The following is a 25,643-nucleotide window of genomic DNA, read 5'->3' on the forward strand; positions in this document are numbered from 1 at the left end:
CATATCCCACCCATCGCCCACGATTTGCAATTCTTTCACAACAACCGAAAGGAGATGCTTCTTCATGCTCCAACGTCCCACGCGAAAACATTACATTCTCGCTGATGCTTTCCTGCTGTTTACCTTATACGCGCTCAATCGGCTGTTCCTACCCCAAGCTCCGCTCTGGATGCTTTTCAGTGACTTTTGGATCCTTCTCTTTCGATTCGGTCCTACGTATTGGGACTGGACACGGGAAGAAAATCCTTGGATTCTCACGCTCTGGTCTTGGTTTCGCCAAAAGGATGCGATGATCCAAGCTTACGAAGCGATCCAAAAGCCTATTCAAAAAGAGGCTTTTCGACCTCTGGAACGTCTAGGGCCACTACATTGGGAAGGGGACTCCTTAGTCGGTCTCTATCGCCTGCCGCCTGGCGAATCATTCGCTTCCCTGCAAAACATGACCGATGTGTTGTCCAGTCAGTCTCGAAAAAATGTGTTCGTATCTGCCGCGGACAACCCCGGTGATGTCTGGATTGAAATCGTGAAATCTCTGCCATCGCAAGTCTTCTTAAGCTCGGCGTATGAGGAGATATCTCGTACATCATCGCCTCAATGGTGGTTAGGGAAAGGAAATCGGGGGTGGGTCTATACCTCTTTAAGTGAATATCCCCACCTTCTGATAGCTGGCACCACCGGTGGAGGAAAAACTAATTTAATGAAAGTGCTGGCAGAATCGTTGTACGCACAGCCTTTTCCCTGCCAAGTCACCCTGGTGGATTTGAAGGGCGGCGCCGATTACCGCCCGCTTCGCTCCAAAGTCTCGGCAATCCTCCGCGATGTGGAGGCACTCCATGCCCATTTGACACAAGAAATTTTGCTTTTGCGCCAACGCGAACAAGAAGCCTGGGAACAAGGAACCGTGAACTTTGAGCCTCATGTAACTCTCATCGATGAATTTGCCACCATCACGACGGCAGCGACCATGAAACACGATAAAACAAGCGCTGAACAGGCGAAAGAAATCCTAAGTTTGATACAAACGATCCTTCAAAAAGGCCGAAGCTTAGGTATTCACTTAGCCATAGCAACCCAACGTCCTGACGCAGAAACGATTCCAGGTATCTTACGCGCCAATATTGATTGTATGGTGGCTTTCCATGTGACAAGCGCCGTTCAATCGGGTGTGATTTTGGGAGCTGGAGAAGACGCAGCGTTCCGATTGCCGGCTATCAAGGGCAGGGCTGTATTATCCAGAGGCGGTAAACTCCAGACCTTCCAAACCTTCCAATATGATGAACTTTCGTAAACAAAGGACACCTGAACGGGTGTCCTTTGTTTTGTAAATTCATTTTACAAAATCTGAACTAAATTTACTTATCGTTTAAATATTACCAGCCAATCTGGCCTAATGTTGTTGTAGATGAACCCCATGGAGAGGTCTTTCCAACATACAATTGCGAAGCCGTGTCACTATTTGTTCCAGAGTTTGAATACGTGTACACAGAAGTTGTTAATCCACTATCAGCTGGATCGGATGTATAAACACTAGTGGTCGTTGTGTTCCAATATCCGATTCCGCCCGCCGCGAAGGTAAGAGTAACTTGACCCTTCGAGTTTGTAAACACTTGCACGTAAGGCGAACCGTTCATCCAGCTCACAACACCTGGAATAGAGACTGAATATGCTACGCTACCAGGAGTTCCATGATTATAGGTGAAAGAACCAACAGGTATGGGTGTAGGTTCAGTGGCATTTCCTAAATTGGCCCCTAAACTCTCCGTCTGCTGAAGCATCGTTCCGTTTACAGTCGTCAGCCATAAGTTTGTTCCATCTGTTGGGCTAGTTGGTAATTGAAGCGTAGCTGCCGCATCTGGAACTGGATTACCTCCAGCATCTTCAACTGTATACGTAATAGTTCCACTTTGTCCAGGTGCAAGTTGGAACAGAGATGGTGTTAAGGAAGCTGCTTGCACAGGACCACTTGAAGTGAATTGTATGGATGCTGTCGACTTAACAGATCCACTGGAAATGGTTAGCGTATCTGTTTCCGCAGATGAATCAGTTACATTTAGTGTAACTACCGGCGAAGTTGCACTTGTAGTAACGGGTTGACCATTTGCAGTTACGGTGTATTGATTATTACCATCACTAACCACATTAATTGAAACGGAACTCAAACCGTTTGTTCCATTCAACGATACTGTTTTTCCACCTGCTGTAACACTTGCAATGGTTCCAGAATTCAAACTTGCATCGTATGTTTCATTGGAGTTTGCTCCAAGTTGTTGTAATCCACTATAACCAGCAAACTCAATCTGTGCGGTACTTCCTTGTAAAACTTGAATCCCTGACAAACTTGTTGGAACTGAACTTCCATTATAGTTTGTTTGAAGCGGCGAAATCGTTGTTGCAACACCTATGGAATTCAGTGTTGTACCAGCCTGCCAATTTACATACCAATTTCCAAGCGGAGACTTACTAACTGTATTATTATTTACACTGTATAGATAGTAATGATCCGCTTCGATAGCAGAATCTGTTACTGTAAATGAGAAGTTGCCGTTCGCATCAGTAGTTACCAATTCTCCGTATTGGGATGGATTGGTATAGCCTCCTATAGATCCTGCATCTACATTCGGAAATGCCGTTGATGTAGTACCATTTACATAGTCACCTGCACCAGAGTTACTATCTACATAACTTGCAGGATTCCCTGTTGTACCCGAATTAACGAGAAGTAACTGGGCATTAGAAACCGGGTTGCCACTAGCGTCTTGTGCCTGACCACTAATTACCACATCACTTCCAGCATTCGCTTCGTATGGAGAAGAATTTGTGCCACTTCCACTTGATACATTAGAGGCAGTTACATTTGCAAGCTGTGTAACAACTCCAGCTTGACCCCAACTGAGATAGGTATCAGGTATTGAATATCCTGTAGCTTGTGCAGAAACAACTACACCCGAATCTGTACTATTGTCATTAACATAAACAGTTGCTTGACCATTAGAATTCGTGTAGACGATTGTTTGTGCAGAGCCAGCATTTTGTGCAGATACCTCTCCACCTTGTGCATTTGCAAAGTACGCACTACCACCAGATAGAGTAAAGGTAACCTCAACTCCAGAACCAGCACTTGGAATTGTTACTGTTACAGGCACAAGACCAGTGGTCTCGTTGGACGGAGTAGACACTGTGGAAGTGTATGGAGAATTTGCTGTTCCAATCGGAGAAATCGCTGCTCCTCCGGCAGGAACAAATTCTACGTATGATTTAGCAGAAGAAACTTGCACACCATTATTGTTGTAAGGTGCTTGATATTGCGCAACATATGATGCTGTTATACCTGTTGCAACCGAAATCTGCGCCTCAGCCACACCATTCGAATTTGTTGGAACCTGATATGACCATCCACCACTCACGGAAGTTGCAGCCACCGATTGTCCATTAACTGTTACGCTAGGCGCTACAGACCCCATTAACACGAGCGTTGTATTCACACCAGGAATCGGATTACCCATAGCATCTGTCAAGGTTGTGGAAAGTGTCAAGTTAGCACCCGTTGTAACTGCAGGTGAAGAAGCTGAGCCTGTACCTACAGAAGCGTCTCCAACACTAATTGCACTTAAACTTGTACTCATACTAGCCGGTGTTGGAGCCTGCAGTGTCAAGGTTTCAGTGTTGCCATCCCAGTTGCTCTGGCTGGCTGCACCAATGGCATGCAATACCTTTAGCAAGAAGTAAACCGGCATGTAGGTGGTGTTCCCACCAGAAGCCGGGTCTTTCTTGACAATAGAATCCGTCATCTGCACGAGCTGACCGTTCAGATAGATGGAAGCTGTACCTTGACCAGGGTTGGTGAATACGCTTGTGTCCACATTCACACCAGATGGGGTGGTGATGGAGAACACTTTGTTAATGCCGTTCCAGGAAGCTTGGTAACCATCCTTTTGCAGCATTTCAATCAAATAATAAATCGGCATATAGTTGGTTTCTATGCCCGCATACAATGCGTCAAAACCTTTAAAACCAAGCGTGGTGGAACCAACCTGAATGGTTTCCTGGTGCCATGTAGCATTGCTGTAATTGGCAGCGAAAACTGTCGGAACGGACATACCGAGAACGACAGAGGCTGCAGCGATACCTGTAAGTGCTCGTTTCAAGTGAATTTCTCCTCCTTAAAAAACTTCTTTTTACAACTTACTGAGAGAGGGTGATTGCACCCCATCCTAGAACTTTTACAGTAGTTATGCCCCTACGCTATTCAACGGCGGTCTTGAACGGAGTAGACCATGTCAGACTAAGCTATGACTTAGCCGATGCACGATGCGCCGCGCAGGTAGGCATCCCTCCCTTCAGTAGAGATATTCACGGAGCCCCATATCCGGAAAACTCGCGATTGTCTCTCGATTCATGGCATTAAGAGACTTTTTACGACACAATTCGCAAAAATCCTCTTTTATCAGAGCAATTAAGCCATGAGTAGAAAATTTAGTAGCTATGTGAGAATAGGCAGATAGTCTACTGAACCCTTTATTATGTAAGGAACAGGTCAGCCAAATGCTGTTGCCTTTTCCTACTCCCACGGCTGATTATACTGTTAGCTTGCTTGCGAGTAAAGCTAGAATTAATAATTTCCATTGTTTTCGCTCTAATCGATTAGAATTCCTCTTTCGGAAACTTTTTTCATTTCCCATTCACCATTGCCGATTTGTACGCCGAATGCGGTCCAACAATGCTATGTTACGCGGAAAGTTCGTTGAACAGAACACTTTTGGCTTGATTTTCCTGACTCCTCTGCGCTGATTTCGAAAGACAAGTTGCTATACTATAAGTTTTCAGCGTTTACTTAGACGTAACAAACGTTCTTGATGTTACAGACTATCGATAAATATTTTTTCTTTTTGTGGGTCAAGCCTAACCCGGTGTCAATTTTTGTCGAATGGCGCAGATGAAAAGCAATGGATTAGAAAATCATCGAGATCGAGCCAGAAGCCCTGCAAAAAAGGAGATTTCTCTATGAACTCAACAACTCTTGCAGAATCCAGCATGTTCAGCATGGAAATTAAAAAATCCAAATTTATTGGTCGGGCCATCCCTCTTTTGTGTGAGAAAGACAGCGATTTCTGGCTAGAGAAAATTCGAACTGAAGAACGTGGCGCGGCGCATCATTGTTTTGCCTGGCGTTTTGGTCTGGACAGAGTGCAGGAACGATACTCGGATGACGGTGAACCAAGCGGTACGGCAGGACGACCGATTTTAGACGTGATTCGCAGGCAACAGCTCGATTGTCTGCTCGTTGTTGTCACTCGCTATTTTGGCGGAACACTTCTGGGAGCAAACGGACTGGTGCGGGCGTATACAGAGGCAGCAGCCGGCGCCTTGCAAGCTGCTGTAAAAATGGCCTTGTTTCAGGCGACCGTTTTAGAAGTTACACTTCCTTACAGTGACTACGGGCGTTTGGAGTACGCCCTGCACAACGAGGGCGTACACATTCTGGAAAGCGATTTTACAGACAACGTCCGTTTACGGCTGCTTCTTTCTCTTCAAGACACCAGCCACTGGCAAGCGGCGATTCAGGAATGGACGGCCGGCCGGGCCACCATCCATCTCTCACCGCCTGTTTGGGCTGGCCGTGTCGATCACGGTGAATTGCGCCTAAAAAACTTGCCACAAGGGTTGTAATTCGCCTGTACCACCCTTTATTCACGAAACTGCCTGTCCCGCCATACAGCTGCAAATAGATTTCCATCCATAAATCTTTGTTGAATCTGTTCACGGCTCATATAGACCAATAAATTTTTCCCATTCGTAAACTCCAACATTTTTGTTTTCTCCTCAACATTATGGATGGTCTTCACTTCTTTTCCTACGATATAGCCAGTAGCTCCCTCATGGCGCGTCAGAGGTCTGGCTATGGTTTTAACGGCACAAAATGTTGATTTCCCAGCTCGCGCTACAAGTGGCACATACTGTGATTTTTGCATGACTTCTCTTTGAATCTCACGCAGAGATTGCCAATGCAAACCGTAATACGCAGCCACCCTTCGGTATGCATAAGGGATGGACCAAGGTACATACATATCCTCCTCCATCCGCCGAATCAGTCGCGTCATACGTCCCACATTGGCTACATCAACAGGTACAAAACCCATGACATCGTCAATCCAGTCTTCTAAATGAGGTACATTTTGCTTGGAATGATAGATACAAAGCGATTCTGTGTTTTCCTTTTCCTTCCATGAATGTGCCTGCAAATGATTGTTCTCATTCAATTGGAATCATCCCCTTATGTCCCCTGAATTCGCGTCTGTCTTGTCAGACTTCCTTTTCACTCAGGACTTGTCCAAAAAAACATTTTTAAACTTAATAAATTACAATTAAATTTAAATAAATATATATATAATTATGCTATCTTGAATTTGGATAAATTTCAATATGATTAACATATTTTGCTGACTTTCACACAACTCCTGATTCGCTCTCTCCGCCACTGCCGTTTTAAGCTACGGATAACGCGTTAGACACCTTGAGACCGGTCTCCCAAGGAATGGGAGAGAAACGTATGGATGATAACGAACAAACCGCACTAATCGCCTGGCAGGCAGGAGATTCTACTGGCGCCGAATTTCTCTTGCAAAAGTATGAAAAACTCGTCTGGAAATTGGCTAACAAATATCGCCATACCTCGCTCGAAGACGCTGTACAGGAGGCACGCTACGCGCTGCTTGTGGCGGCTAAAGCCTACAGGTCTACAGGCGGGGCAAGTCTCCTGACGTATCTGTATCGTTCGATTCACGGACATTTGCGCAACATCATGCGCCGCGAATGGAAACATGAAGCTCATTGCCAACCGAGATCGACCGAAGAATGGCTATTCCATTGGACAATCGACCCCAGTGCTGAGCAAACGACAGAACGTTTTTTACTTCGCCATGATATGGAACAATGGATTCACAACGCCCGACTCAGCCCCCGCGAGAAAGAGGCGATGCGCGCTGTATTTGAAGATCAGTCCTTGCAGGATTTGGCTCGCCAACATGGAGTTTCCAAAGAAACGTGCAAAATATGGCGCAAAAGAGCCGTACAAAAATTAAGGAAAACTTATAATCTGTAAGAAGGCAGATATGAATAAAAGAAACTTTGCATACGGTAAACAACAAGTTTAGACGTCCACTGAAAGATGCGATAAAATGTTTTGAAAATTTAGTGGATAACCCCCGTAAAAGAAAGATCTACAGCGAATCCGTTTATTGACGAATTGTCACTATCTTTGCCTGACTTCATATCTATACCAAGTTCAGCATCTGCCATTCTGGGGGGGATTGGTTTTGAATCTGGTAGAAATGTTGGAAGCATCCGTAGAGACACACAGAGAACGAGTAGCCATGCAGCATAAAGTTAACGGCCAATACGTAGCGCTGACCTATGAGCAGTTGTGGGAGAAAATTCTTGCTACCGCTGCCGGCTTGCAGGAAATCGGAGTACGCGAAGGCGATAAAGTGGCACTTTGGGCGGAAAGCAGTCCAGATTGGGCTATCTGTGATTTCGCCTGCATGGCCATTGGCGCAGTTGTGGCTCCCATTTATCCTACGTTGCCTCGCGATGCCGTGACGTACATTTTACAAAACGCTGAAGCACGTTTTCTGCTCGTTGGACATTGGAAACTTTTAGAGAAACTGATGGATGAAGAAAATCATCTTCCTGAAGGTCTGGAAGGTACGGTACTGCTGGAAGATCTCGGACTCACCCGTTTTCCATCAAGCTTTCCACTCTACGCTCTAAAAGCGTTACAAAACCATGGTCAACAACGTTTAGCTGCATCACAAAGCCCTATTGCGCAACCACGTCCACCGCAAGAAATTTTCCCCAACATCCCCTCCAGCGCGCTGGCCACCATTGTCCACACATCAGGCACATCTGGCCAGCCGAAAGGCGTGATGCTGACTCACCAAAATTTGATCAGCAATGTGAAAGCGATTACACGTGTGGTGCCAGTCTATCCAGAGGATAAAGCTCTTTCTTATCTCCCTTTGTCCCACATATTCGAACGAACAGTCGGTTTGTTTACGCCGTTACTGTTTGGTGCATCCATAGCCTACGCGGAATCCATTGACACCATTCGTGATAACTTGCTCGAAATTCGCCCTTCTATTCTGGTTACTGTACCGCGCCTTTTGGAGAAAGTGTATGCAGGCATTCTGGAAAATCTCGAACATGCTCCTAAAGCGGTGCGTCCGTTACTGGAAAAAGGAATGGGTGAGCGTCCTTCACCTTTGGCTCATAAAGTAGTTGATAAACTGGTCTACAGCAAAATTCGCAGCGCTTTAGGCGGGCAAATTCGCCTTGTAGTGTCTGGTGGTGCTGGCTTAGCCAGCAACATTGCGAAATTTTTTAGCCGCGCTGGTATTCCTATTGTAGAAGGTTACGGTATGACAGAAACTGCGCCCGTTATTGCCGTCAATCCGCTTGAAGATGCACGGCCAGGTTTTGTGGGCAAACCTATTCCCGGCGTAGAAGTAAGATTGGCTGAAGACGGTGAGCTTTTAGTGCGCGGTCCAAACGTAATGCAGGGCTATTATCGCCAGCCAGAAGCCACTGAAGAGACGATTGACGAAGAAGGATGGCTCCATACGGGCGATCTCGCCGAAATCATAGACGGCTATATTCGCATAGTGGATCGCAAAAAAAATATCTTGGTACTGGCAACGGGCAAAAATGTCGCTCCGTTTCCCATTGAAAACGCTCTGACACTTAGTCCAGCAGTTTCGGACGCAGTTCTGATTGGCGACGGCAAGCCTTATGTTACCTGCCTGCTGGTACCAGACTTTGAGGTATTGAAAACTCGTTTTGACGATGTTTCTGACGGCAACACAACAGCACTTCTTCAACGCCCCGATGTACTGGCATGGCTGGACGCGGAGATTGTGAAAGCGGTTGCTCCATTTGCCGCCTTCGAGCGTCCCAAACGAGCATTGTTATTGCGTCAACCCTTCTCCATGGAAAGCGGAGAATTAACTCCTACTTTGAAAGTCAAGTCACGTCTCTTGACTATGCGCTACGAACAAGAAATTGAACGAATGTACCATTCCCCCAGCAAAGATGTCTTACTGATTGGCAGCGGCGGCCAGACGGGGGACGGTGACGACAGTGAGCATCACGACACAACTGACGGTACTGCCCATTGGATAGAAACAGATGCCATTGAAGATAAAGAGCCGGCGCAAGAAAACTCCAAACCAGCCACTCGAAGCCGATTGCGACGCGCACTTTTCATAGGAGGCGGGACGCTCGGAGCACTCGTTGTAGCGAGTGGAATTGCGCTAGCTGCTACGCATCCGCAAAACGTCAAGAAATTGTCGGATGAACTGAACATTGGCCACACGCTCTCTCAAATACAAACACATAACAACGGGATCAGCCAGAACAACGCGCAGATTGTCAAAGAGATGGATAAAGCAGGAACGTTATCGGGAGCTTCTGCAGTGATGAATCAGCAACTCGGTGGATTGTATCAAGGCATTGGAGAAGAAGACAAAACTTTACAGCGTCTGAATGGGCTGAGTTTGCAGGAAGTCAATTTAAGCAACAGCTTTGGACAATACGCCAACTCCATTCACGGCAATTTGCTGAATATAGCTGCTAACAGTTCCAGCCAGAACCATGCACTTTCGCAAATGAACGAATTGACGCAGGAGCTCAGTCAAACGGCCGCCCGTTTGAACGAGATCAATCAAGAAATGGGCGGCAAGTTGAATACAGCCAAAGCTGACAGCCAACAATTGGCGAACGAAATGCCTTAAGAGAAAGCGAGGGATTCGCTGATGAAAACATGGCTTGCTGGTAGTGGGACAGTGGCTATTCTGGCAGTGCTTGGCGTGATGTTGCCGACCACTGTCCAACTGACTCGTTTAAACCTTGGACTCAATTCCAGTTTGCGCTCTACTCAACAATTGGTAATTGCCGAGCAGGAAATTGTGACCAAAAACAAAAGTTTGCCGCTGCTCGTACAAACGGCGGAGAAAATGACACAGCGTATTGAAGCAACTGTCACTGAAACGGGTGCGATTCACGACAATATTGTACGCATTAATCAACTGAACAGCGATGTACTCGCGATTAACCAGGCCATGATGAGTCCAACGGGAGAGAGCGCTGCCACACTTGCAAAAGTCAACGCGAATCTGTTGGCCATTACTGAGGCAGCCCAACAAATGCAACAATCTGTTGCATCACTCGACCAAGTACTGGGTCAAGACGCCAGCAATTTATCACAAATAGAAACGGCTACTCAGACGATGAACCAAAAAGTGCCGGAGGTGTCGCCATGAAAAGTGCTGTCATTACGAAACTGGCTAGCATTATTGCTCCTTTAGGTTTGTTGGCGCTCGGTGTCAATGGTTTTTATGATGTGCATTTACAAAAAGAGATGGCTCATAAAGCGATAGTCTTGAAAGAACGAGTGGCCAAGGCGAAATCGTTGTCAGTGCAATTAAAAGGAGGACTTGGCGGCTTGCAGACGTTGGAAACGAGTACTGCTGCACTCCAGCAACAACTTGCTCCGATTGTCAGCTTGACTGGCAGCATGAATGCTGGGCTCAACCAGTTGGCTAACACTGTCGGCCAAATTGATACCAGCATTGAGCAAATTTCTAACCGTGTAGGCAGCGCGAATGGAGAGACAGCACAGATTTCGAAAAATGCCGCTTTATTACTTGGTGTATTGCAGCAACTACAAACTACGAATGAAGACGCTAACGCACGGCTGCAAAGCATGACAGCGAGTGAACAGGCGATTAATCAAAACCTGCAACAAATGGACGCTAAAACATCGATGATTCCTTGATAGAGGAGGTTTTTCTATGAGCACACAGCCCGCCCCTCTGCTGCCACAGGGTGTTTCCGAAGCAACGCCCACAAAAGGCGCATTGGCCGCATTCAAACCGTTGTTGCTTAAAGGCGCTGTTGGTCTGGCCTGCTTAGCCACCTTCGCAGGTGGATTTGCTTACGGCGGCGGCCAAGTGAAAGACGCGGCGCAAAAGAATTTGATTACACTTGTCCATCAACTGGATGGAACCACAGGTCAGATTGTGAATCGTTCTGCTGATTTAAAATCACGCGTGGGTGTGGTCGATCAGCGACTGTCTCTTTTGCCCACACAAGTTGAAATTCTCCAGGAACAAACGAACACCGGACAACAATTGAGCGCTGCTTTAAATACACAACAACAACTGACTCAACACGGTGTCCAACTGATGCAACAAATTCTCTCCAAAGAACGTACGAATGACCAATTGACTGAACATTTATCTCTTGCAAGCGGAAGCATGATTGGTACGCTCACTCAAAACGCCAACAGTTTGCAACAACTACTAGGAGCTTTGCAAACTGCTACGAACGGATCGGCCGAATTAAATCAGCAGTTAAACACCCTGCTGGCTGCCCTGCAACAATCACTGACGGAATTTCGCCTGTTTGGTCAACTTCATACATTGCTTAGCCAACTCCCTAACCTGTTGCAAAAATCACCCCTTGGCGGAGTGACTGCGCCCGTCAGCAAAGCATTGGGTGGCACGGTTTCATCACTCGGTAACGCTACATCCTCACTGGGTCAATCCCTTGCTTCCACAGGTGGCCTTGGCAAGGGCGCAGGCGGACTACTGAGCAGCCTTGGTAAGGGTATGAGCAGTTTAAACAACAACAGTCAGAATAGCAGCCCATCAGGAGCAAGTTCGCAAGAAAATCAGACGACAGGGTCATCTGCATCTTCAAGTTCAAGTACAGGTTCGGGTCTAAGCGGTCTACTCTCAGGACTGTTAGGTTAAGACGCGAGTAGAAACCGAAGAGAGGAGTGAAAGGCGATGGTAAAAGGATGGCATGCGGCGTTTATCATCAAGTTTGCCGCTGCACTCTGCGGATTGGGAATGCTTGGTGCTAGCTTAGCCGAGCAAACGCAAATTCAAGGACAAATGAATACGACCATGGCCACTATACGCCAATCTATAGCTGCAACCATTCCGGTTGTGGAAAAAACTGCAGACGCATTGACTCCACTGGTAAATATCTCGACTTCTTTGCAACAAATTGAGCAATCGGAACAGCAAACTGTGCTGAATATTGATGGCATGAACCAGCATTTGTCTATCATCGGCCAAGAGGAACTCTCTATTTTGGGTAATTTCGGAACCTTAAATAACGTCACACTGGAAGTGGGTCAACATTTGAACACGATTGGCAGTCTAAATCAAAACTTACTCTCCGTATCTTCAGCGTCAGCTGCCACTGCTGACAACGAAGATGGATCGGTTTTGATGTTGAACAGAATCACCGCACAGTCTGTGGCACATTTGCAGAATATCAATCGACGCCTGCAAGCTTTGAGTTTATTGCCCTAATTCTGAGTGAATGAAACATAATTTGTAAAACGATGGGCACTATAAAATCAGCGCCTGTAGTTTGGGCTTAGCAATAGGCACTGCCTCAAGACGTCTGTTCTGTTGCATATGCAGACTACAGCGCTTGGGCAGTGCCAGTTGTATAACTGCAGGTTGCTGACTGTTTTACGGCGGCTTTAGATGCACGCTCACTACCTTTTTAAGCGATGCGTCACAGTTTCCAAGAAGAGAAGGAAAACAGCGCAGAAAACGCCGAGAAACGGGGGACTGGGTCATGCAACAACGTCCTGACATGGGCAAAGTGATTCAAGAAACCGCTCACCAATTGATCCATCAAGGTGTACCTGAGCGAGCAGCAGCTTTTGCTGCAGCCATGGGATATTTGCGCAACCTTAAAAAACCCGGCGCCTCACGTTGATGATTTCCATTCTCAGTAAATAGACCAACATGGCCGCGTAAGACAGCATTACGGTTAGCCAGAGCAAGACATAGGTGACAGCGTGGGTGGGCCAAGCAAGAATGACGGAACAAATGGTGATGTAATAAAACAAGGTAGTCGCTTTCCCACCCACGTTGGCTCTGGGAACCGCACGTTTCCCTTGAAAATAAAAGTAGGCGGCACCCAGAATCATGACGGCATCGCGTAAGATGAGTAACCCAGCTACAAGCCAGGGTATACGATTCGTATCCAGCAACGAGAACAGCACAGCCAACATCATCAGCTTATCTGCAAGCGGATCGAGCAATTGTCCTGCTTGGGTTTGCCAGTGGAACCTGCGTGCCAGATAACCGTCCAGTATGTCTGTGAGACCAGCCAAAAGCAAAATGCACAATGCGCCTACTTTATGTGAACTTGGCGTTGCATAGAACGCCCATAGATAAACCGGAATTAAAACAAGCCGCAAGATGGTTAATAGATTCGGAAAATACAATGTTTCGCCCCCTGCTTTCTGGGCCATTTTATGAGTGTATAGATTCCTTCAGTCAACCCACGCTGCCACCCCAAAACCCCTACCCATAATGTTTATTATACTGGACTACCAGCTCCAATTTAAATGAGCATGGATGGCAAAAGAAAAATCTGCACAGCGTCTTTAGGAACACTGTGCAGTGCAGAGTCGATCTCACGAAGGATTACCACGCGCCAGATGTGGGAGATGCATCATGAAACGGTTGTGAATCTGGCGCTTACAAAATCGTATTCGCAATCCCCATCATTTGATTGGACATCTTTAAACTTTGAGCGTTTAGACTGTAAAGCTCTTGAGCTTGCATCAACTTGACCAATTCATTTGTAATGTTGACATTACTCTGGCTTAGATACCCTTGTAGAACCGTCGATTGAGGAGAAGGTATGGCTTTCCAGCCTTGCGCAATGGCGTATGTGTCATTGCTTTGCGGAATCAAACTTTGACTGGGAACCGCCACTTGGACAATGTTGAGCTTGGGTCCCGGTTTACCGTTGAAAAAGATTTGTCCATCTTTACCTATACTCATGCTTGCAGCGGAATTCGGTTGAATAATGGGTTGATGCTGAGTGTCCAACAACAAACTCCCATCGGGTAGCGATAAGGCAAAAGAACCGTTTGGCTGTTTACTCCAGATGAAATTGCCTGCTTTCGTGAGTAAAGTTTGGCCGCTCAATGACTGAACGGTAAAGAAACCCGGCCCTGAAATGGCAGCATCCATGGTATTCCCCGTTGCTTGTAGCGGCATTTGGGAAAAATCAATTTCCGGCTGAGTAAAGTACGCGCCACTACCTCCCCAATATCCAGGCAATGTATACCGGCTGGCAACCGAAGGAGCCGTAGCCGCACTACTCAATTGACGGGTCAATGTATCGGCGAAAGAACCGTTCTGGCTGGCATAACCTACAGAATCCAGATTGGCTATGTTGCCTGAAATGGCATTTAACCATTGGGATGCCGCATTGACACCATCTAAACCCGTCCACATGGATTGCATGTAAGTAGCCCTCTTTCTCAAACATTTTATCGAAGAATGGATAGAATTATGGAATCTTACCGATATCCTCAGCCGCTACACCAAGTGTTGAATTCTCTGTAGAGAGAACTTGCTGATTCGCTTGATAAAGATTGAGAATTTGCTGCATCTGTACGAGCGCGTTAGTTGCATTGACATTGCTGCCTTCCAAATACCCAGGCATCAAGGTTCCTGTACCGGGCTGCAAATGGGAAAGTGCTGTGTTTGTGGCAAAGCTACCCCCCACTTCAAACTCAGTCGCTCCGAGCGGCGTGACCTGAGTCACGTCCGCATTGACTGTGCCCAACTTGGCACCTGTCACGGACTGACCTTTTTGTCCGACGACTGTGTAAGACAACTGACCTGCAGCATCCCGTACAGCTTGTCCATCCGAAGCAAACAGTGCCTGACCTGTGTAGTTTGGATTGATGATGATACGCGCCCCCACAATCGGCATTCCATTGCTTCCAACAGGCAAAATAGGATGCCCGGCAGCATCCACCAACTCGTGTTGCGTATTGACACTGAAATGGCCGTCTCGGGTCAGTACCACACCTGATTGACCATCTGCCGAAGTATAGGCAACCGCATAAAACGAATGTTGCCCCATATCGTTGCTCGTACCTATTCTGAGTGCCAAACCAGCGGCCTGCAAAGTTCCAGGAACAGCCAGAACCTGACCTTGAGCGTTTGCAAACAAATAGGAAGGTTGACCAGCAGCATCGTAGTTTGGCATGCCGTCTGCGGCATAGAGCGACGTTCCCGTATATTGAGGGTTCTTAATGGCGTACCAGCCAGGAACAGGTTTACCGCTAGCATTAAGAACCGCCAAGGGTTGCTGATTGACCGTCAGCCGTCCCCCCGGCCCTACAGTTACCGGCCCAGCTACAGAAACCGCCTGTCCACCAGGTGAATTTACAGCCGCATAAGGTCCAGGCGGCGTATTGTCTTGAATGGCTACATCCAGCGAACGGTCAGTTTTGCTCAATTGACCTTCCGACCAGAGCGGTACGCCTTCCTGAAAAAGCACACCCGTTCCCATCTGCCCAATCGGCTGAATCAATTGCCCATCTTGGGACTGATACAGATTTTCTACTGGATATTCGCGAGCCGACCCTAAAATTTCTTTAAATCCTGGTGTGTTTAAGTTAGCCAAATCATTCGCCAGAGCGGCTTGCAGCCGTTCTTCAGTCAACATTCCAGCTGCAGCTGTGGTCAATGCCCGAATCATGCTATCCCTCGCTTTCCTGAACCTCAAGCGGCAGTTCTTACAGGCTAGCCACCATTCACGCAAAGTGGAGTGACGCCTTACAAAGCTTCTTTTACCAACGCGACCTGCGCCGAGATTTTCCTCCTGACACAGCTTTATTGACACGCAAATTGTCTCGCATCTCCAAATACTTACCGGTTCCCAAAACCACGCACTGCATAGGATCTTCCGCAATATGCACGGGTACTTCTAATTCTTTCTTCATGAGCTTGTCCAATCCGTTGACCAGCGCTCCGCCACCGGTCAACACAATGCCTTTGTCAAAAATGTCAGCAGCTAATTCAGGCGGCGTGCGTTCCAAAACAGATTTAGTGGCTGCAATAATAGCCGAAACTGGTTCTGCCAAAGCCTGCTCCATTTGTTCCGCATGTACTTCAATCGTCTTTGGCAGTCCCGTCATCATATCGCGACCGCGTACCTCTCGAGACTCGTTGCCCGAACCCGGATAGACGTGAGCCAATTCCTTTTTCAATTCTTCGGCAGTTCTCTCGCCAATCATAAGATTAAATTCACGACGAATAAATTTAATGATGGCTTCATCGAGCTTGTCCCCCGCCACACGCAGAGACGTGGAAGTAACCACATCTCCGAGGGAGAGCACCGCGACGTCCGTTGTCCCGCCGCCAATATCCACCACCATGCTGCCGCTTGGTTCAAAAATATTTAGACCAGCACCAATAGCAGCAGCTTTCGGTTCTTCAATTAAATCTACCTGCTTGGCTCCACTCGCTTCCGCAGCCTCCCGCACAGCCTTCTGCTCTACGGAAGTGATGCCAGCAGGCACACATATCATCAATCGGGGACGCAACATGGAACTCTTCCCAATTGTCTTTCGCAAAAAATGGCGCAGCATGATTTCAGTGACATCAAAATCAGCAATCACGCCCTCGCGCAACGGACGGATGGCCACTATGTTTCCAGGAGTGCGACCCAGCATCTGACGCGCCTCTTCGCCAACAGCCACCACCTGTTTTGTGACTTGATCGATAGCTACGACAGACGGTTCATTCAGTACGACCCCCTGCCCTTTCACATGTACCAGCACATTGGCCGTACCCAAATCAACCCCAATATCCTTGGAAAGCATCTGGCACTTTTCCTCCCCGGCTCGACTGAGCGTACGCAATCTAATATTCTAATCAAATGGTGCGCCCGCATATCCTAGATTATTCAGGTCTAATTTCTACAATCCACCGGGAACTCCTTTTTGCATTTCGTAATCTTTTTCGTCAGATTCATCGAGATCGTCATCTTTGTGGTATTTGAGCTTAGTGGCTTCACCCCCGCGCAAATGGCGAATCGCTTTATGATACTCAAGAATCTCTTTGACACGATTTGCGAGGTCGGGATTGATTTCCGGCAAACGTTCCGTCAAATCTTTGTGCACTGTACTTTTTGAGACTCCAAATTCACGAGCAATGGTGCGCACCGTGTTACGCGTCTCCAGAATGTATTCACCAATTTTGAGCGTGCGCTCCTTGATGTAATCGTGCACATCCTCGCCTCCCCATCCTCCGTGATCGACTGGTTTGGTGCCTGGTCTGATACACTATATGAGGAGATGTACACCGTATTCCTCGCTTTTTTGTGATTATTCAATCTATGCCGCTATTTATTCTGTCTATCTCAAAATATCTCTACGGGAAATAATCAATTTATTATTTCCGAAAATACGATAGTTTTTGTCCTTCAGTTGCTTACCTCTCCTCTCTTTCCTTAAAAATAGACAGAAAAAAACCGCCTACATGCAGGCGGAGAAGAAAGAGATAGAAGACTAATATTTTATTCTTTCGGCAACAAATCGAGCGGATTCAACAATTTCCCATCTTGATTGACTTGGAAGTAGAGATGGTTGCCCTGATTCTCTTCGAACCGGCAGGTTCCGCTTGTGCCAATGGTTTCTCCTTGCGACACATTGTCGCCCGTTTTCACGGTGACATTGCCTAACGATTCATACTTCTCTACGTAACCATCATTACTTGTGACTTCTACCGTCCATCCGTAGAGAGGGTTGTTTTCTACCAGAGTGACTTTGCCAGCAAGAGCGGCTAAAACATCAAAACTAGTCCCCGTGTCACTCTGAATATCCACACCCTTGTGCGCATAGTACGATCCGCCATATTGCACTAGCGCCGCTGCTTGTTGTTTCGCCGTGCCGTCAGCAGAGAAAAAGCCCAGCGTAACCTTATGCGCGACATTTACTGGCCAGATAAACGTATCTGCTTGAGTAGTATCCGGAGACGGATTGCCAGTATCCGTAACCGACGGAGACACAACAGGCGCAGTTGCCCCACCGCCTGATTGTGTCTTGGCGTAGACAACGCCAATGATGACGGCTGCTGCTCCCAAATAGAGAGCTGGGTAAATCCAACGACGTGTTTTGCTGCGTTTGAGAATCGGACGAGTCATATTAGGATTTTCCGATTCTGCAGTAGACTGGTCACGTTTGCTTTCTGATGAATTTGGATGTTTTTTCTCATCCATGTAGCGCTCACCTCTTTAACGAGTGTCGCCACAGTCTCTTGATTCTATACCTTGATAAACTGACAGAATGAGAAATTTTTCTTATTCAACTGCTTCAAGGGATTCAATGAGAATCCGTGGTGCTGTCAAGAGAGCCAGGTACTATCCAATTGCAAATGGCTGCCCGGATAAAAACGACTGAGTATTTGTGTATCCGTCATTCCAGAAGCCGCCCAAACCGCAGCCTGGTGTAGACTCATTCCCATGCCTGTACCTGTACCATTGACCTCAATTTGCAAGGGTTGGCGTATGGAACCGCCCAGAATATCATAGTTCCAGGAAGGAATACCCAGATTCGCCGCAAATTGCGAACCTGTAAGGCGCTTGTTGCCTACCATGACTTCTAAGACGTCTCCTGACGGAGCGCGATCGACCACTCTAATCCAATCATTCCACGATGCTATGTCTGAAGGTGGTTGTTCTGAAGGGAAAACCTGCCGCCAAGTGCTGCCAGCGATACTGATACGTCGATTTTGAACTGGATAAGACGCATCACTCGGACAATTGACACGAACGAGATATGGAATGGAGCGGCCAAGCACTTGACTGGCTGGAACTGTGGCGCCAGTAGTAACAGGCGTTTGAAAGGACAGAATGGGTTGACCTCGATAAGTAAGTATTTGTCCGTCCGTCGTTTCAATGGCTGCTTTTATCTGTGCCAAAAAGAGGCTACTCTGCTCTCCGTATGCATTTTCTACCTGATGACGCGTCCACAATGGCAAATCGTTGTCTTCCAGTTGCGCTACCCACGGGCCATGACCGGTATTAGATTGTCCGCCGCCAAGAGGCATGAGAGCGCGAATCACCATGGTTCGTGTCGCAATGGCTGCCGCTTCTACAGCCGCTTGCGGAGTATTGGGCGACAATTCAGCAGAAAGCACCTCAATTTCATACTGTGTTAAAGTCATAGTGCTGGAAGTATTTTGTTGAGCAGGAGATTGTAACTTTACCTGCACGCGATTGTCCAATGGATTCCCCACATGATTGGCGTTCACAACGCGCCCTCCAGCCAGTTCTGCTGCTAGTGTGGGCAGTCCCAAAATGACCGCTATAACAGCCGACCCTATAGCCAGACCAGAGAACAACTGGGTAAGCATGCCGCTGGAATGACTCGAAGTATGCGCAGACGACTTCATGAAGGCAATCGATTCCTTTCTTTCGGCCGATCTCGATAAGACCCACCTTCTAGACTTCATGCATTCAACTTTGCTATTCCGAAATCTATGATTTTTTTTAATAGAATATGCAAAACCTTTCTTTCCTCCGTTATAATTTTCATAGAATTTTGAGTGAATTGGCCCATCCCACCTACGATCCCGTTTTGGAAGGAAAGAAATTATTGTGAATGCAACGCATAACAACCGTTTTTTTCAAGCATCACTGGATTTAACCGACAGTATTCGCATGAAAATTATCCAATTCGCTCATATCCTTCTCAGCGGGGACGAACGAAAAAGTTGGGAATTTATTGAGCAGCAGTTAGTGAACGGAATTCACAGCACGGAGATATTCTGTACCTATATCCCTTTAGCGATGACGTATATCGGGGAATTATGGATAGAAAATGCCATCTCTGTAGTAGATGAGCATATTGCTTCTTGTGTGTGCGACTATCTTATCATGCGCTACCAAGCCCAGTACATCACCCCTCCAGATCAACAAAACTGTCAAGCGGTTGTAGCCTGCGTGGATGGTGACCCGCATGAACTGGGTGCTAAATTGGCTGTTCTTTTGCTTAATAGGCATGGCTTGCAGACACACTATCTAGGCGTTCATTGTCCTCTACACCATTTTCTTGCCTTTATTTCCAAATGGCGGCCATCGATTGTAGCTTTGTCTGTAACCCAATCTCATCATTTGAAAAAGGTACAAGATTATTTGGAGGCCTTGCAGGGACTGCCCTATCAACCAGAAATCATTGTGGGCGGCCGACTGATTCACCACCTGTCTTATACAAGCTCGAAAGGTGCACCGAACAAACAGCGTCTTTTTTTCATGCAAAATCTTCACGAACTCGCTGGATGGTTGGAACAGGATTACTTGCCCATCAAACCGGAGTGATATCTATGGCTGTTTGCCCTGACTTTTCTATACCAGCCCCATTTTTCTATGTAAACACGTTCTACGACATCCTCTATCAATCTGAGGACGCGAAACGTATCTTTGGCGAGCATGCTAATTTTTTCTCACTCATTGATGTGGAGAGTCGGAGGAAATTTCAGCGTTTGGCCGAGCGTCGCTTTGAACCTCAAAAGTTTGAACTGCTTTTAAATACAGTTCAATCACCTGCAATGCTGTTTGATATTCATCTAAAGTGGAACCGAGACAATCATTGCTCTATTCTCTGCATAGAACAAAGTCAACGTTATCAGCAAATCACTGAGGTTCTGACACGTTTTACACAGCGTTTGGGCATGACCAACTACGACCTTCTCCGTCGTAAAGAAGAATTGGAGCGACTCTTAGCAAACCTCCAGCAATCGAACGCGCAAAATGACAGATTGGCCGAACTTGGCAGAATTGCGGCAAGTATCGCGCATGAAATTCGTAATCCGTTAACTTCCATCCGCGGTTTGGTGCAGTTATTAGCGCCGAATCTGACTTCCTCCGCCAAATTATCCTATATTGATATCATTATTAGCGAAATCAATCGCGTCAACAGCATCATCACAGAATTTCTGAAAACTGCCAAACCTGCACCACCGTTGAAAGAAGCCATTCCTGTGACTGACTTATTCGCTGAGCTGGAACTTTTATGCCACAGTGAGTCGCTCTTGCAAGGGATTGAACTGGTGATTTTACCGGTCGATCCGTCCCTGATGATTTATGCGGATCGCTTACAAATGAAGCAAGTCCTGCTGAATATGCTCCATAATGCGATGGAAGCCATTTCCGACTTACCAAACTCGCGTACAGGAATGATTCAGTTTGAGGCGGAACGGTTTGGCAGATATGTGCAGATTCGCATTGAGGATAATGGCGTTGGTATGGATGAACAGACGAGGACACATCTCTTTAGCCCATTTTTCACCACCAAAAATAGTGGAACGGGACTGGGACTCTCGACTTGCTATCATATTGTCGAACTGCATGGAGGTACGATTGATGTGGAAAGCACACCAGGGCATGGTACCGTTTTTCGTATCTATTTGCCAACCGTAGATAAGAAACCCGAATTATCCTAAATAAGACCACTCAGGATACACTCTATGAAAAAACCTCTACATCGGAAAATTTCATGTCGATGTAGAGGTATCTGTAGAAACTCGCACTTGTACGGCATTACGCAGATTCTGCGTCGCTCTCCTCCATAGGAGTTTCCAGACGTTTGATACGTCCACCAAGCTGTTGGAATTTGCTGACCAGATTGTCATAGCCGCGATCGATATGATGCAATCCCAATACTTCAGTCTGGCCCTCTGCCAATAGCCCCGCAATCACAAGGGCCGCTCCCGCCCGTAAATCCGTGGCAGTGACCAGCGCGCCAGAAAGTCGGTCTACACCTTCAATGACTGCCGTCCGGCCTTCTACATGAATATTGGCGCCCATACGTTGCAATTCACCCACATGCAAAAAGCGGTTTTCAAAAACGGTTTCTGTCACCGTGCTTGTTCCGGCTGCTACAGACAGGGCAGCCACCATTTGCGCCTGCATATCTGTGGGATAAGAAGGATAAAAATGCGTTTTCACATCAATAGAGGAAAGCCGTCCACGCTCTGCCGGCCATACTTGAATACCGTCTACCTTGTCTTCAAAGCGGGCTCCCGCTTCTTCGAGCTTTGCAATCACCGACATCATGTGTTGAGACACAGCATTTTCCACATATACACCTGTACCCAGTAATGCACCAGCCACCAAGAATGTACCTGCCTCAATACGGTCGGGAATGACGGTATGCACAGCGCCATGCAGGCTGTCGACACCATCAATACGAATCATATCTGTTCCAGCACCGCGCACTCGTGCGCCCATCGCGTTTAAATAATTGGCCAAATCCACGTTTTCTGGTTCTTTGGCGGCATTTTCAATAATCGTCTGTCCTTTAGCCAGCACGGCTGCCATCATGATATTCTGTGTTGCCCCGACACTGGGAATGTCTAAATAAATGCGTGCTCCCCGCAAACCTTCTCGTGGCGCTTGGAGATGGACAAAGCCATTTTCAGTGTGTGCTGTAGCACCCATGGCTTCAAAACCTTTAATATGCAAATCTACTGGGCGGTTGCCAATTTTACAACCCCCAGGCAGTGAGATGGACGCTTCTTTAAAACGAGCCAACAGCGGTCCTGCCACTACAAACGAAGCGCGCATACGCCTGACCAAATCCTGAGGCGGCTCCACACTATGTATGTGACTGGCCTGAATGCGCACAGTGGTTCCTCTTCTCTCCACTCTAGCGCCCAGGGATGCGATAACTTCAATCATATTGCGTACATCTAATAAATGAGGTACGTCTTCAATCTGACTCACGCCGGACTCTGCCAGCAGACTGGCAGCCAAAATGGGCAATACCGCATTTTTTGCGCCGCCAATCCTTACGGAGCCTGAGAGCGGATACCCTCCGTCAATCACTAATTTTGGCATACCGTAACCCCCGTTACACGACAAGATTGTCTTACGAAGCGTTACGAGGACGATTTTGCATCAATACGTTGTCGTAATGATGGGTGTTCCGACCAGGACGTTCGTGTCGTGTTGATATCCATCGTAATGAACAGCTACCTGCAGGTTGATGGGCTGGCCGCGCGATACAATGTAAGTCAAATTTCGCGGCGCATATCCTGAGATGCTCGTTTCCAAGCCGCTTTGAAACGTCTGCACAGATTTAGCATCTACTGCATGCAGCGCTCGCTCAGCCAGTTGATTCGCTTGAACGCCGACCATTTTAGCATCGAGATGACCAATCAGACAACTGCTAATTTGCGGTTTAGCACCAATCTGCAAAAGTGCTTCTGCCAACTGTTCTTCATCCGCAGTCAATGCCTGTGATGTATAACCTTGATGCTCTTCTGTCACTGCCAGTACGGTGGAGGAATCAACTAATTCTCCGGCTGTAGTACCTTCCACCGAAGTCGTAGGAGCAAAAGAAGTGACCACCAATTCCACTCGGCTTCCGGTTGGACTCAACGCATCAACCAATACATAGTGTTCTACAGAAGTAGCCGTATGATACAATTTCGCTCTGCGCAGTTTCATTTCCTGCACCATTTCCCGTGCAATGGACAAATCCTCGTTTTCGCTTAAAAATTGATGGTTTAAGCTGTCCCAACTATTCAGCAAATATTCATCAGGTTCAGCACCAGTGGCAGACATCGTCTGTGATAAAAAATGGCTTTCTTCAGCTGCCCAATCATGGGCTTCCATACCTTGACGGTTTATATGCAACTGATGTGTTTGATTTTTTGCCGCAACCTGTAAACTATTTCCGGTTGCAATCAAAGGATGCGTCCAAAGAAATGCAGCTACAGAAACAATCGCTGTCCCCCACAGCCAATGTTTGCGTCGGCGGTTTTTTTTACTGCTTCGTCCTCGCTTCACTTGTCGAGCCACGTTCTCCATCCCCCATCTGTTTCCGATGTTTCTAGTCTGGTCTTGGGGAATGGATTTTATACGTACTCTATCTGTAAAATTCGCTCAGATTGCGAGATTTATGCGGGTCAGCCAAAAGTTGCTAAGATCCCAGACGCCAATAACTCGAGGAACAGAACATGACCAGCCTTCATTGTGCAGGAAAACTTCTTTACAAAGTACGCATCCACTGCATCATGATGAGTAACAATGCGGCAAACGTGTCCCATAGCAACGCTCCAGCCAAGGCCAACATAAAACGAATCATTTGCGATCGCGATGAGAGGGGGTGACGGGTAATTTTGTCCCATGGCAAGGCGCCCAGCGCCCACCATGAGACAAGTAGACCAAAGAAAAAAAAGAGGGTGATCATCAGCGGAAATACTATGGAGATTTGAAAAGGTAAATGACTTTCATTGAACTGGGTATACATGTGAATCCTCCTAGTACCACTGCACGTGGCTAAAGGCCTGCAATAAAATACCTGGCCAGACACCGAGCAACAATGTCACCAGAACACAGAACGCAATGACCGTTTGCGTAGCCGTTTGACGCGACACAGCCTGGCCTTCCCCATTGTCTGTAAAAAGTTGTTTCTGGTACATGGTGCGAATCGGTTTCAGATAATAATAGAAGGAAATCACGCTTACAGCAAAGAGTAAAACACCAAGCCATAGCTCATGCAAACGAAGAGCGGCAATCAGCAGATAGAGTTTTCCCATAAACCCCGAAGTCAGCGGCATACCAGCAAATCCGAGCAGAAAACAGGCAAATGCGGCGCGCAGCCAACGATATTGACGCGGCAAACGTGATAAATCCGCAATCTCTTGAACTTCGTAACGCTGTTCTAAGATGGACAAGACTGCAAACGCGCCAATGGTCACGATTGAGTACGAAACGAGATAGAACACAAGACTGTTGTATACGAGTGGCCAAGTATTTGGTGTGGCTTGCGCTAACAAAGCGATAGGAATGAGCAAATAGCCAGCTTGAGCTACACTGGAGACAGCCAGCAATCGACGCAGCTTATTCTGCCCCAACGCCAACAAATTTCCCGCCACCATGGTTAACGCTGCCATAGCAGCTACATACGGAAAAACATCATGCGTACTGCCAAGAAACAGATAGAGCAGCACACGCAAGGTCATGGCAAACGTTGCACTCTTCGATACGGAAGCCAAAAAGCCAGCCACGGATGCCGATGCGCCTTCATATGCATCCGGAGTCCAATAGTGGAAAGGAACAAGCGATAGTTTGACGCCCAGTCCACAAAGCATGAGTAAGAACGACAAAACTACAATGGCTGGATTCAATAGCCAAAGTTGATGGCTCATACGAGCAATCGTATAGAGATTGGTTTGCCCTGTCATGCCATAGATAAACGAGGCGCCGTATAAAAACAGAGCCGACCCGACACCACCAAGCACCAAATACTTCATTCCGCCCTCAAGAGCTAACCGCTTACGCGTCATAGCGACCAATATATAAGAAGAGACTGAAAGCAATTCCAGACCAACATAGAGCGTAACGAGATCGACCGCAGTGACCATGGCTAAAGCGCCTGCAGTCGCGAAGAGAAATAGATAGGCTCCTTCGCGGGGAAATTGGTTAGTCTGAGATTTTAGTTCATCTACATGAAACAGCAAGAGCAAAAGACTTAAGAGCAAAATGAGACAAGTCAGTATGCTAGCCAGCCCGTCGGAGACAAGCGTATCCAGCGAATACTGAGGCACCTGGGAAAGATGGATGAACGCGTCCACTAAAGCAACCAATAGTCCCAATAAACTGAGCCAGACAGGAAGCTGCAAAAAACGGGTTGGAAGCAGGAGTTCAATCAACATCACCAAAACTGCAGAGATAGCTACAATAGACAAGGGCCCCATGGTGAGACCTAGATGGGCGTGCAAAAGTGAATACAAGCTCAT

The 25,643-nt window shown here is 47.1% G+C and carries 24 protein-coding genes; 11 read left to right on the forward strand and 13 right to left on the reverse strand.

Annotated features, from left to right (window positions below):
- Nucleotides 1-64: 64 nt before the first annotated feature.
- Nucleotides 65-1,288, forward strand: coding sequence for an FtsK/SpoIIIE domain-containing protein (locus tag ACOJUR_RS00120; RefSeq protein ID WP_420948946.1), 1,224 nt, complete (start codon nucleotides 65-67; stop codon nucleotides 1,286-1,288).
- Between the two features lie 82 nt (nucleotides 1,289-1,370).
- Here the strand turns inward: ACOJUR_RS00120 and ACOJUR_RS00125 are convergent, their stop codons facing one another.
- The gene (locus ACOJUR_RS00125) at nucleotides 1,371-4,145 is read right to left on the reverse strand and encodes a beta strand repeat-containing protein (protein WP_420948947.1); all 2,775 of its coding nucleotides are present in this window, start codon (nucleotides 4,143-4,145) and stop codon (nucleotides 1,371-1,373) included.
- A gap of 856 nt (nucleotides 4,146-5,001) precedes the next feature.
- On the opposite strand from ACOJUR_RS00125, the gene ACOJUR_RS00130 reads away from it, so the two are divergent.
- Nucleotides 5,002-5,667 (forward strand): IMPACT family protein, encoded by a 666-nt coding sequence (locus ACOJUR_RS00130; protein ID WP_420948948.1) that lies wholly within the window; start codon nucleotides 5,002-5,004, stop codon nucleotides 5,665-5,667.
- A gap of 17 nt (nucleotides 5,668-5,684) precedes the next feature.
- Here the strand turns inward: ACOJUR_RS00130 and ACOJUR_RS00135 are convergent, their stop codons facing one another.
- Complete coding sequence (locus tag ACOJUR_RS00135; RefSeq protein ID WP_420948949.1) at nucleotides 5,685-6,257, reverse strand: hypothetical protein; 573 nt, start codon at nucleotides 6,255-6,257, stop codon at nucleotides 5,685-5,687.
- 290 nt (nucleotides 6,258-6,547) lie between these two features.
- On the opposite strand from ACOJUR_RS00135, the gene ACOJUR_RS00140 reads away from it, so the two are divergent.
- The 7 genes from ACOJUR_RS00140 to ACOJUR_RS00170 all read left to right on the forward strand — a co-directional run bounded on the left by ACOJUR_RS00140 (nucleotide 6,548) and on the right by ACOJUR_RS00170 (nucleotide 12,795).
- Nucleotides 6,548-7,099, forward strand: coding sequence for a sigma-70 family RNA polymerase sigma factor (locus ACOJUR_RS00140; RefSeq protein ID WP_420948950.1), 552 nt, complete (start codon nucleotides 6,548-6,550; stop codon nucleotides 7,097-7,099).
- A gap of 214 nt (nucleotides 7,100-7,313) precedes the next feature.
- Nucleotides 7,314-9,785 carry an AMP-dependent synthetase/ligase gene (locus tag ACOJUR_RS00145; protein WP_420948951.1) on the forward strand — a complete coding sequence of 824 codons (2,472 nt, stop codon included), beginning with the start codon at nucleotides 7,314-7,316 and terminating at the stop codon, nucleotides 9,783-9,785.
- Between the two features lie 21 nt (nucleotides 9,786-9,806).
- Complete coding sequence (locus ACOJUR_RS00150; RefSeq protein WP_072874466.1) at nucleotides 9,807-10,313, forward strand: hypothetical protein; 507 nt, start codon at nucleotides 9,807-9,809, stop codon at nucleotides 10,311-10,313.
- The gene (locus tag ACOJUR_RS00155) at nucleotides 10,310-10,828 is read left to right on the forward strand and encodes a hypothetical protein (protein WP_420948952.1); all 519 of its coding nucleotides are present in this window, start codon (nucleotides 10,310-10,312) and stop codon (nucleotides 10,826-10,828) included. The genes ACOJUR_RS00150 and ACOJUR_RS00155 overlap by 4 nt, the downstream gene beginning before the upstream one ends.
- Nucleotides 10,829-10,844: 16 nt before the next feature.
- The gene (locus tag ACOJUR_RS00160; RefSeq protein ID WP_420948953.1) at nucleotides 10,845-11,807 is read left to right on the forward strand and encodes a hypothetical protein; all 963 of its coding nucleotides are present in this window, start codon (nucleotides 10,845-10,847) and stop codon (nucleotides 11,805-11,807) included.
- A 36-nt stretch (nucleotides 11,808-11,843) separates the two neighbouring features.
- Nucleotides 11,844-12,377 (forward strand): hypothetical protein, encoded by a 534-nt coding sequence (locus ACOJUR_RS00165; RefSeq protein ID WP_072874463.1) that lies wholly within the window; start codon nucleotides 11,844-11,846, stop codon nucleotides 12,375-12,377.
- 274 nt (nucleotides 12,378-12,651) lie between these two features.
- Nucleotides 12,652-12,795, forward strand: coding sequence for a hypothetical protein (locus ACOJUR_RS00170; protein ID WP_165611989.1), 144 nt, complete (start codon nucleotides 12,652-12,654; stop codon nucleotides 12,793-12,795).
- Here the strand turns inward: ACOJUR_RS00170 and ACOJUR_RS00175 are convergent.
- From ACOJUR_RS00175 to ACOJUR_RS00205, 7 genes are all read right to left on the reverse strand, one after another.
- A complete protein-coding gene (locus ACOJUR_RS00175) occupies nucleotides 12,770-13,309 on the reverse strand; it encodes a CDP-alcohol phosphatidyltransferase family protein (RefSeq protein ID WP_072874462.1) in 540 nt (179 codons plus the stop codon). The genes ACOJUR_RS00170 and ACOJUR_RS00175 overlap by 26 nt on opposite strands.
- A gap of 256 nt (nucleotides 13,310-13,565) precedes the next feature.
- The gene (locus ACOJUR_RS00180; protein WP_072874461.1) at nucleotides 13,566-14,342 is read right to left on the reverse strand and encodes a flagellar hook-basal body protein; all 777 of its coding nucleotides are present in this window, start codon (nucleotides 14,340-14,342) and stop codon (nucleotides 13,566-13,568) included.
- Between the two features lie 46 nt (nucleotides 14,343-14,388).
- Nucleotides 14,389-15,591, reverse strand: a complete 1,203-nt coding sequence (locus tag ACOJUR_RS00185; RefSeq protein ID WP_420948954.1) for a flagellar basal body rod C-terminal domain-containing protein — start codon at nucleotides 15,589-15,591, stop codon at nucleotides 14,389-14,391.
- A gap of 91 nt (nucleotides 15,592-15,682) precedes the next feature.
- Nucleotides 15,683-16,717 (reverse strand): rod shape-determining protein, encoded by a 1,035-nt coding sequence (gene mreB / locus ACOJUR_RS00190; protein WP_072874459.1) that lies wholly within the window; start codon nucleotides 16,715-16,717, stop codon nucleotides 15,683-15,685.
- Between the two features lie 96 nt (nucleotides 16,718-16,813).
- Complete coding sequence (gene spoIIID / locus ACOJUR_RS00195) at nucleotides 16,814-17,125, reverse strand: sporulation transcriptional regulator SpoIIID (protein ID WP_072874458.1); 312 nt, start codon at nucleotides 17,123-17,125, stop codon at nucleotides 16,814-16,816.
- 287 nt (nucleotides 17,126-17,412) lie between these two features.
- The gene (locus ACOJUR_RS00200) at nucleotides 17,413-18,114 is read right to left on the reverse strand and encodes a M23 family metallopeptidase (protein WP_072874457.1); all 702 of its coding nucleotides are present in this window, start codon (nucleotides 18,112-18,114) and stop codon (nucleotides 17,413-17,415) included.
- A gap of 125 nt (nucleotides 18,115-18,239) precedes the next feature.
- A complete protein-coding gene (locus ACOJUR_RS00205; protein WP_420948955.1) occupies nucleotides 18,240-19,289 on the reverse strand; it encodes a SpoIID/LytB domain-containing protein in 1,050 nt (349 codons plus the stop codon).
- Nucleotides 19,290-19,494: 205 nt separating this feature from the next.
- Between ACOJUR_RS00205 and ACOJUR_RS00210 the strand changes: the two genes are divergently transcribed.
- Both ACOJUR_RS00210 and ACOJUR_RS00215 read left to right on the forward strand, forming a co-directional pair.
- Nucleotides 19,495-20,214, forward strand: coding sequence for a cobalamin B12-binding domain-containing protein (locus ACOJUR_RS00210; protein WP_072874455.1), 720 nt, complete (start codon nucleotides 19,495-19,497; stop codon nucleotides 20,212-20,214).
- Between the two features lie 5 nt (nucleotides 20,215-20,219).
- A complete protein-coding gene (locus ACOJUR_RS00215; RefSeq protein ID WP_203114808.1) occupies nucleotides 20,220-21,338 on the forward strand; it encodes a two-component system sensor histidine kinase NtrB in 1,119 nt (372 codons plus the stop codon).
- Nucleotides 21,339-21,435: 97 nt separating this feature from the next.
- Here ACOJUR_RS00215 and murA read toward each other — a convergent pair whose 3' ends face one another.
- The 4 genes from murA to ACOJUR_RS00235 all read right to left on the reverse strand — a co-directional run bounded on the left by murA (nucleotide 21,436) and on the right by ACOJUR_RS00235 (nucleotide 25,643).
- Complete coding sequence (murA, locus tag ACOJUR_RS00220; RefSeq protein ID WP_072874453.1) at nucleotides 21,436-22,734, reverse strand: UDP-N-acetylglucosamine 1-carboxyvinyltransferase; 1,299 nt, start codon at nucleotides 22,732-22,734, stop codon at nucleotides 21,436-21,438.
- 60 nt (nucleotides 22,735-22,794) lie between these two features.
- Nucleotides 22,795-23,700: a YwmB family TATA-box binding protein gene (locus tag ACOJUR_RS00225; RefSeq protein WP_420948956.1), complete on the reverse strand. Its 906-nt coding sequence runs from the start codon at nucleotides 23,698-23,700 to the stop codon at nucleotides 22,795-22,797.
- 190 nt (nucleotides 23,701-23,890) lie between these two features.
- Nucleotides 23,891-24,151 (reverse strand): DUF1146 family protein, encoded by a 261-nt coding sequence (locus tag ACOJUR_RS00230; protein ID WP_072874451.1) that lies wholly within the window; start codon nucleotides 24,149-24,151, stop codon nucleotides 23,891-23,893.
- A 10-nt stretch (nucleotides 24,152-24,161) separates the two neighbouring features.
- The gene (locus ACOJUR_RS00235) at nucleotides 24,162-25,643 is read right to left on the reverse strand and encodes an NADH-quinone oxidoreductase subunit N (RefSeq protein ID WP_420948957.1); all 1,482 of its coding nucleotides are present in this window, start codon (nucleotides 25,641-25,643) and stop codon (nucleotides 24,162-24,164) included.

Source organism: Alicyclobacillus tolerans (assembly GCF_048984885.1).
GTDB lineage: Bacteria > Bacillota > Bacilli > Alicyclobacillales > Alicyclobacillaceae > Alicyclobacillus_I > Alicyclobacillus_I tolerans.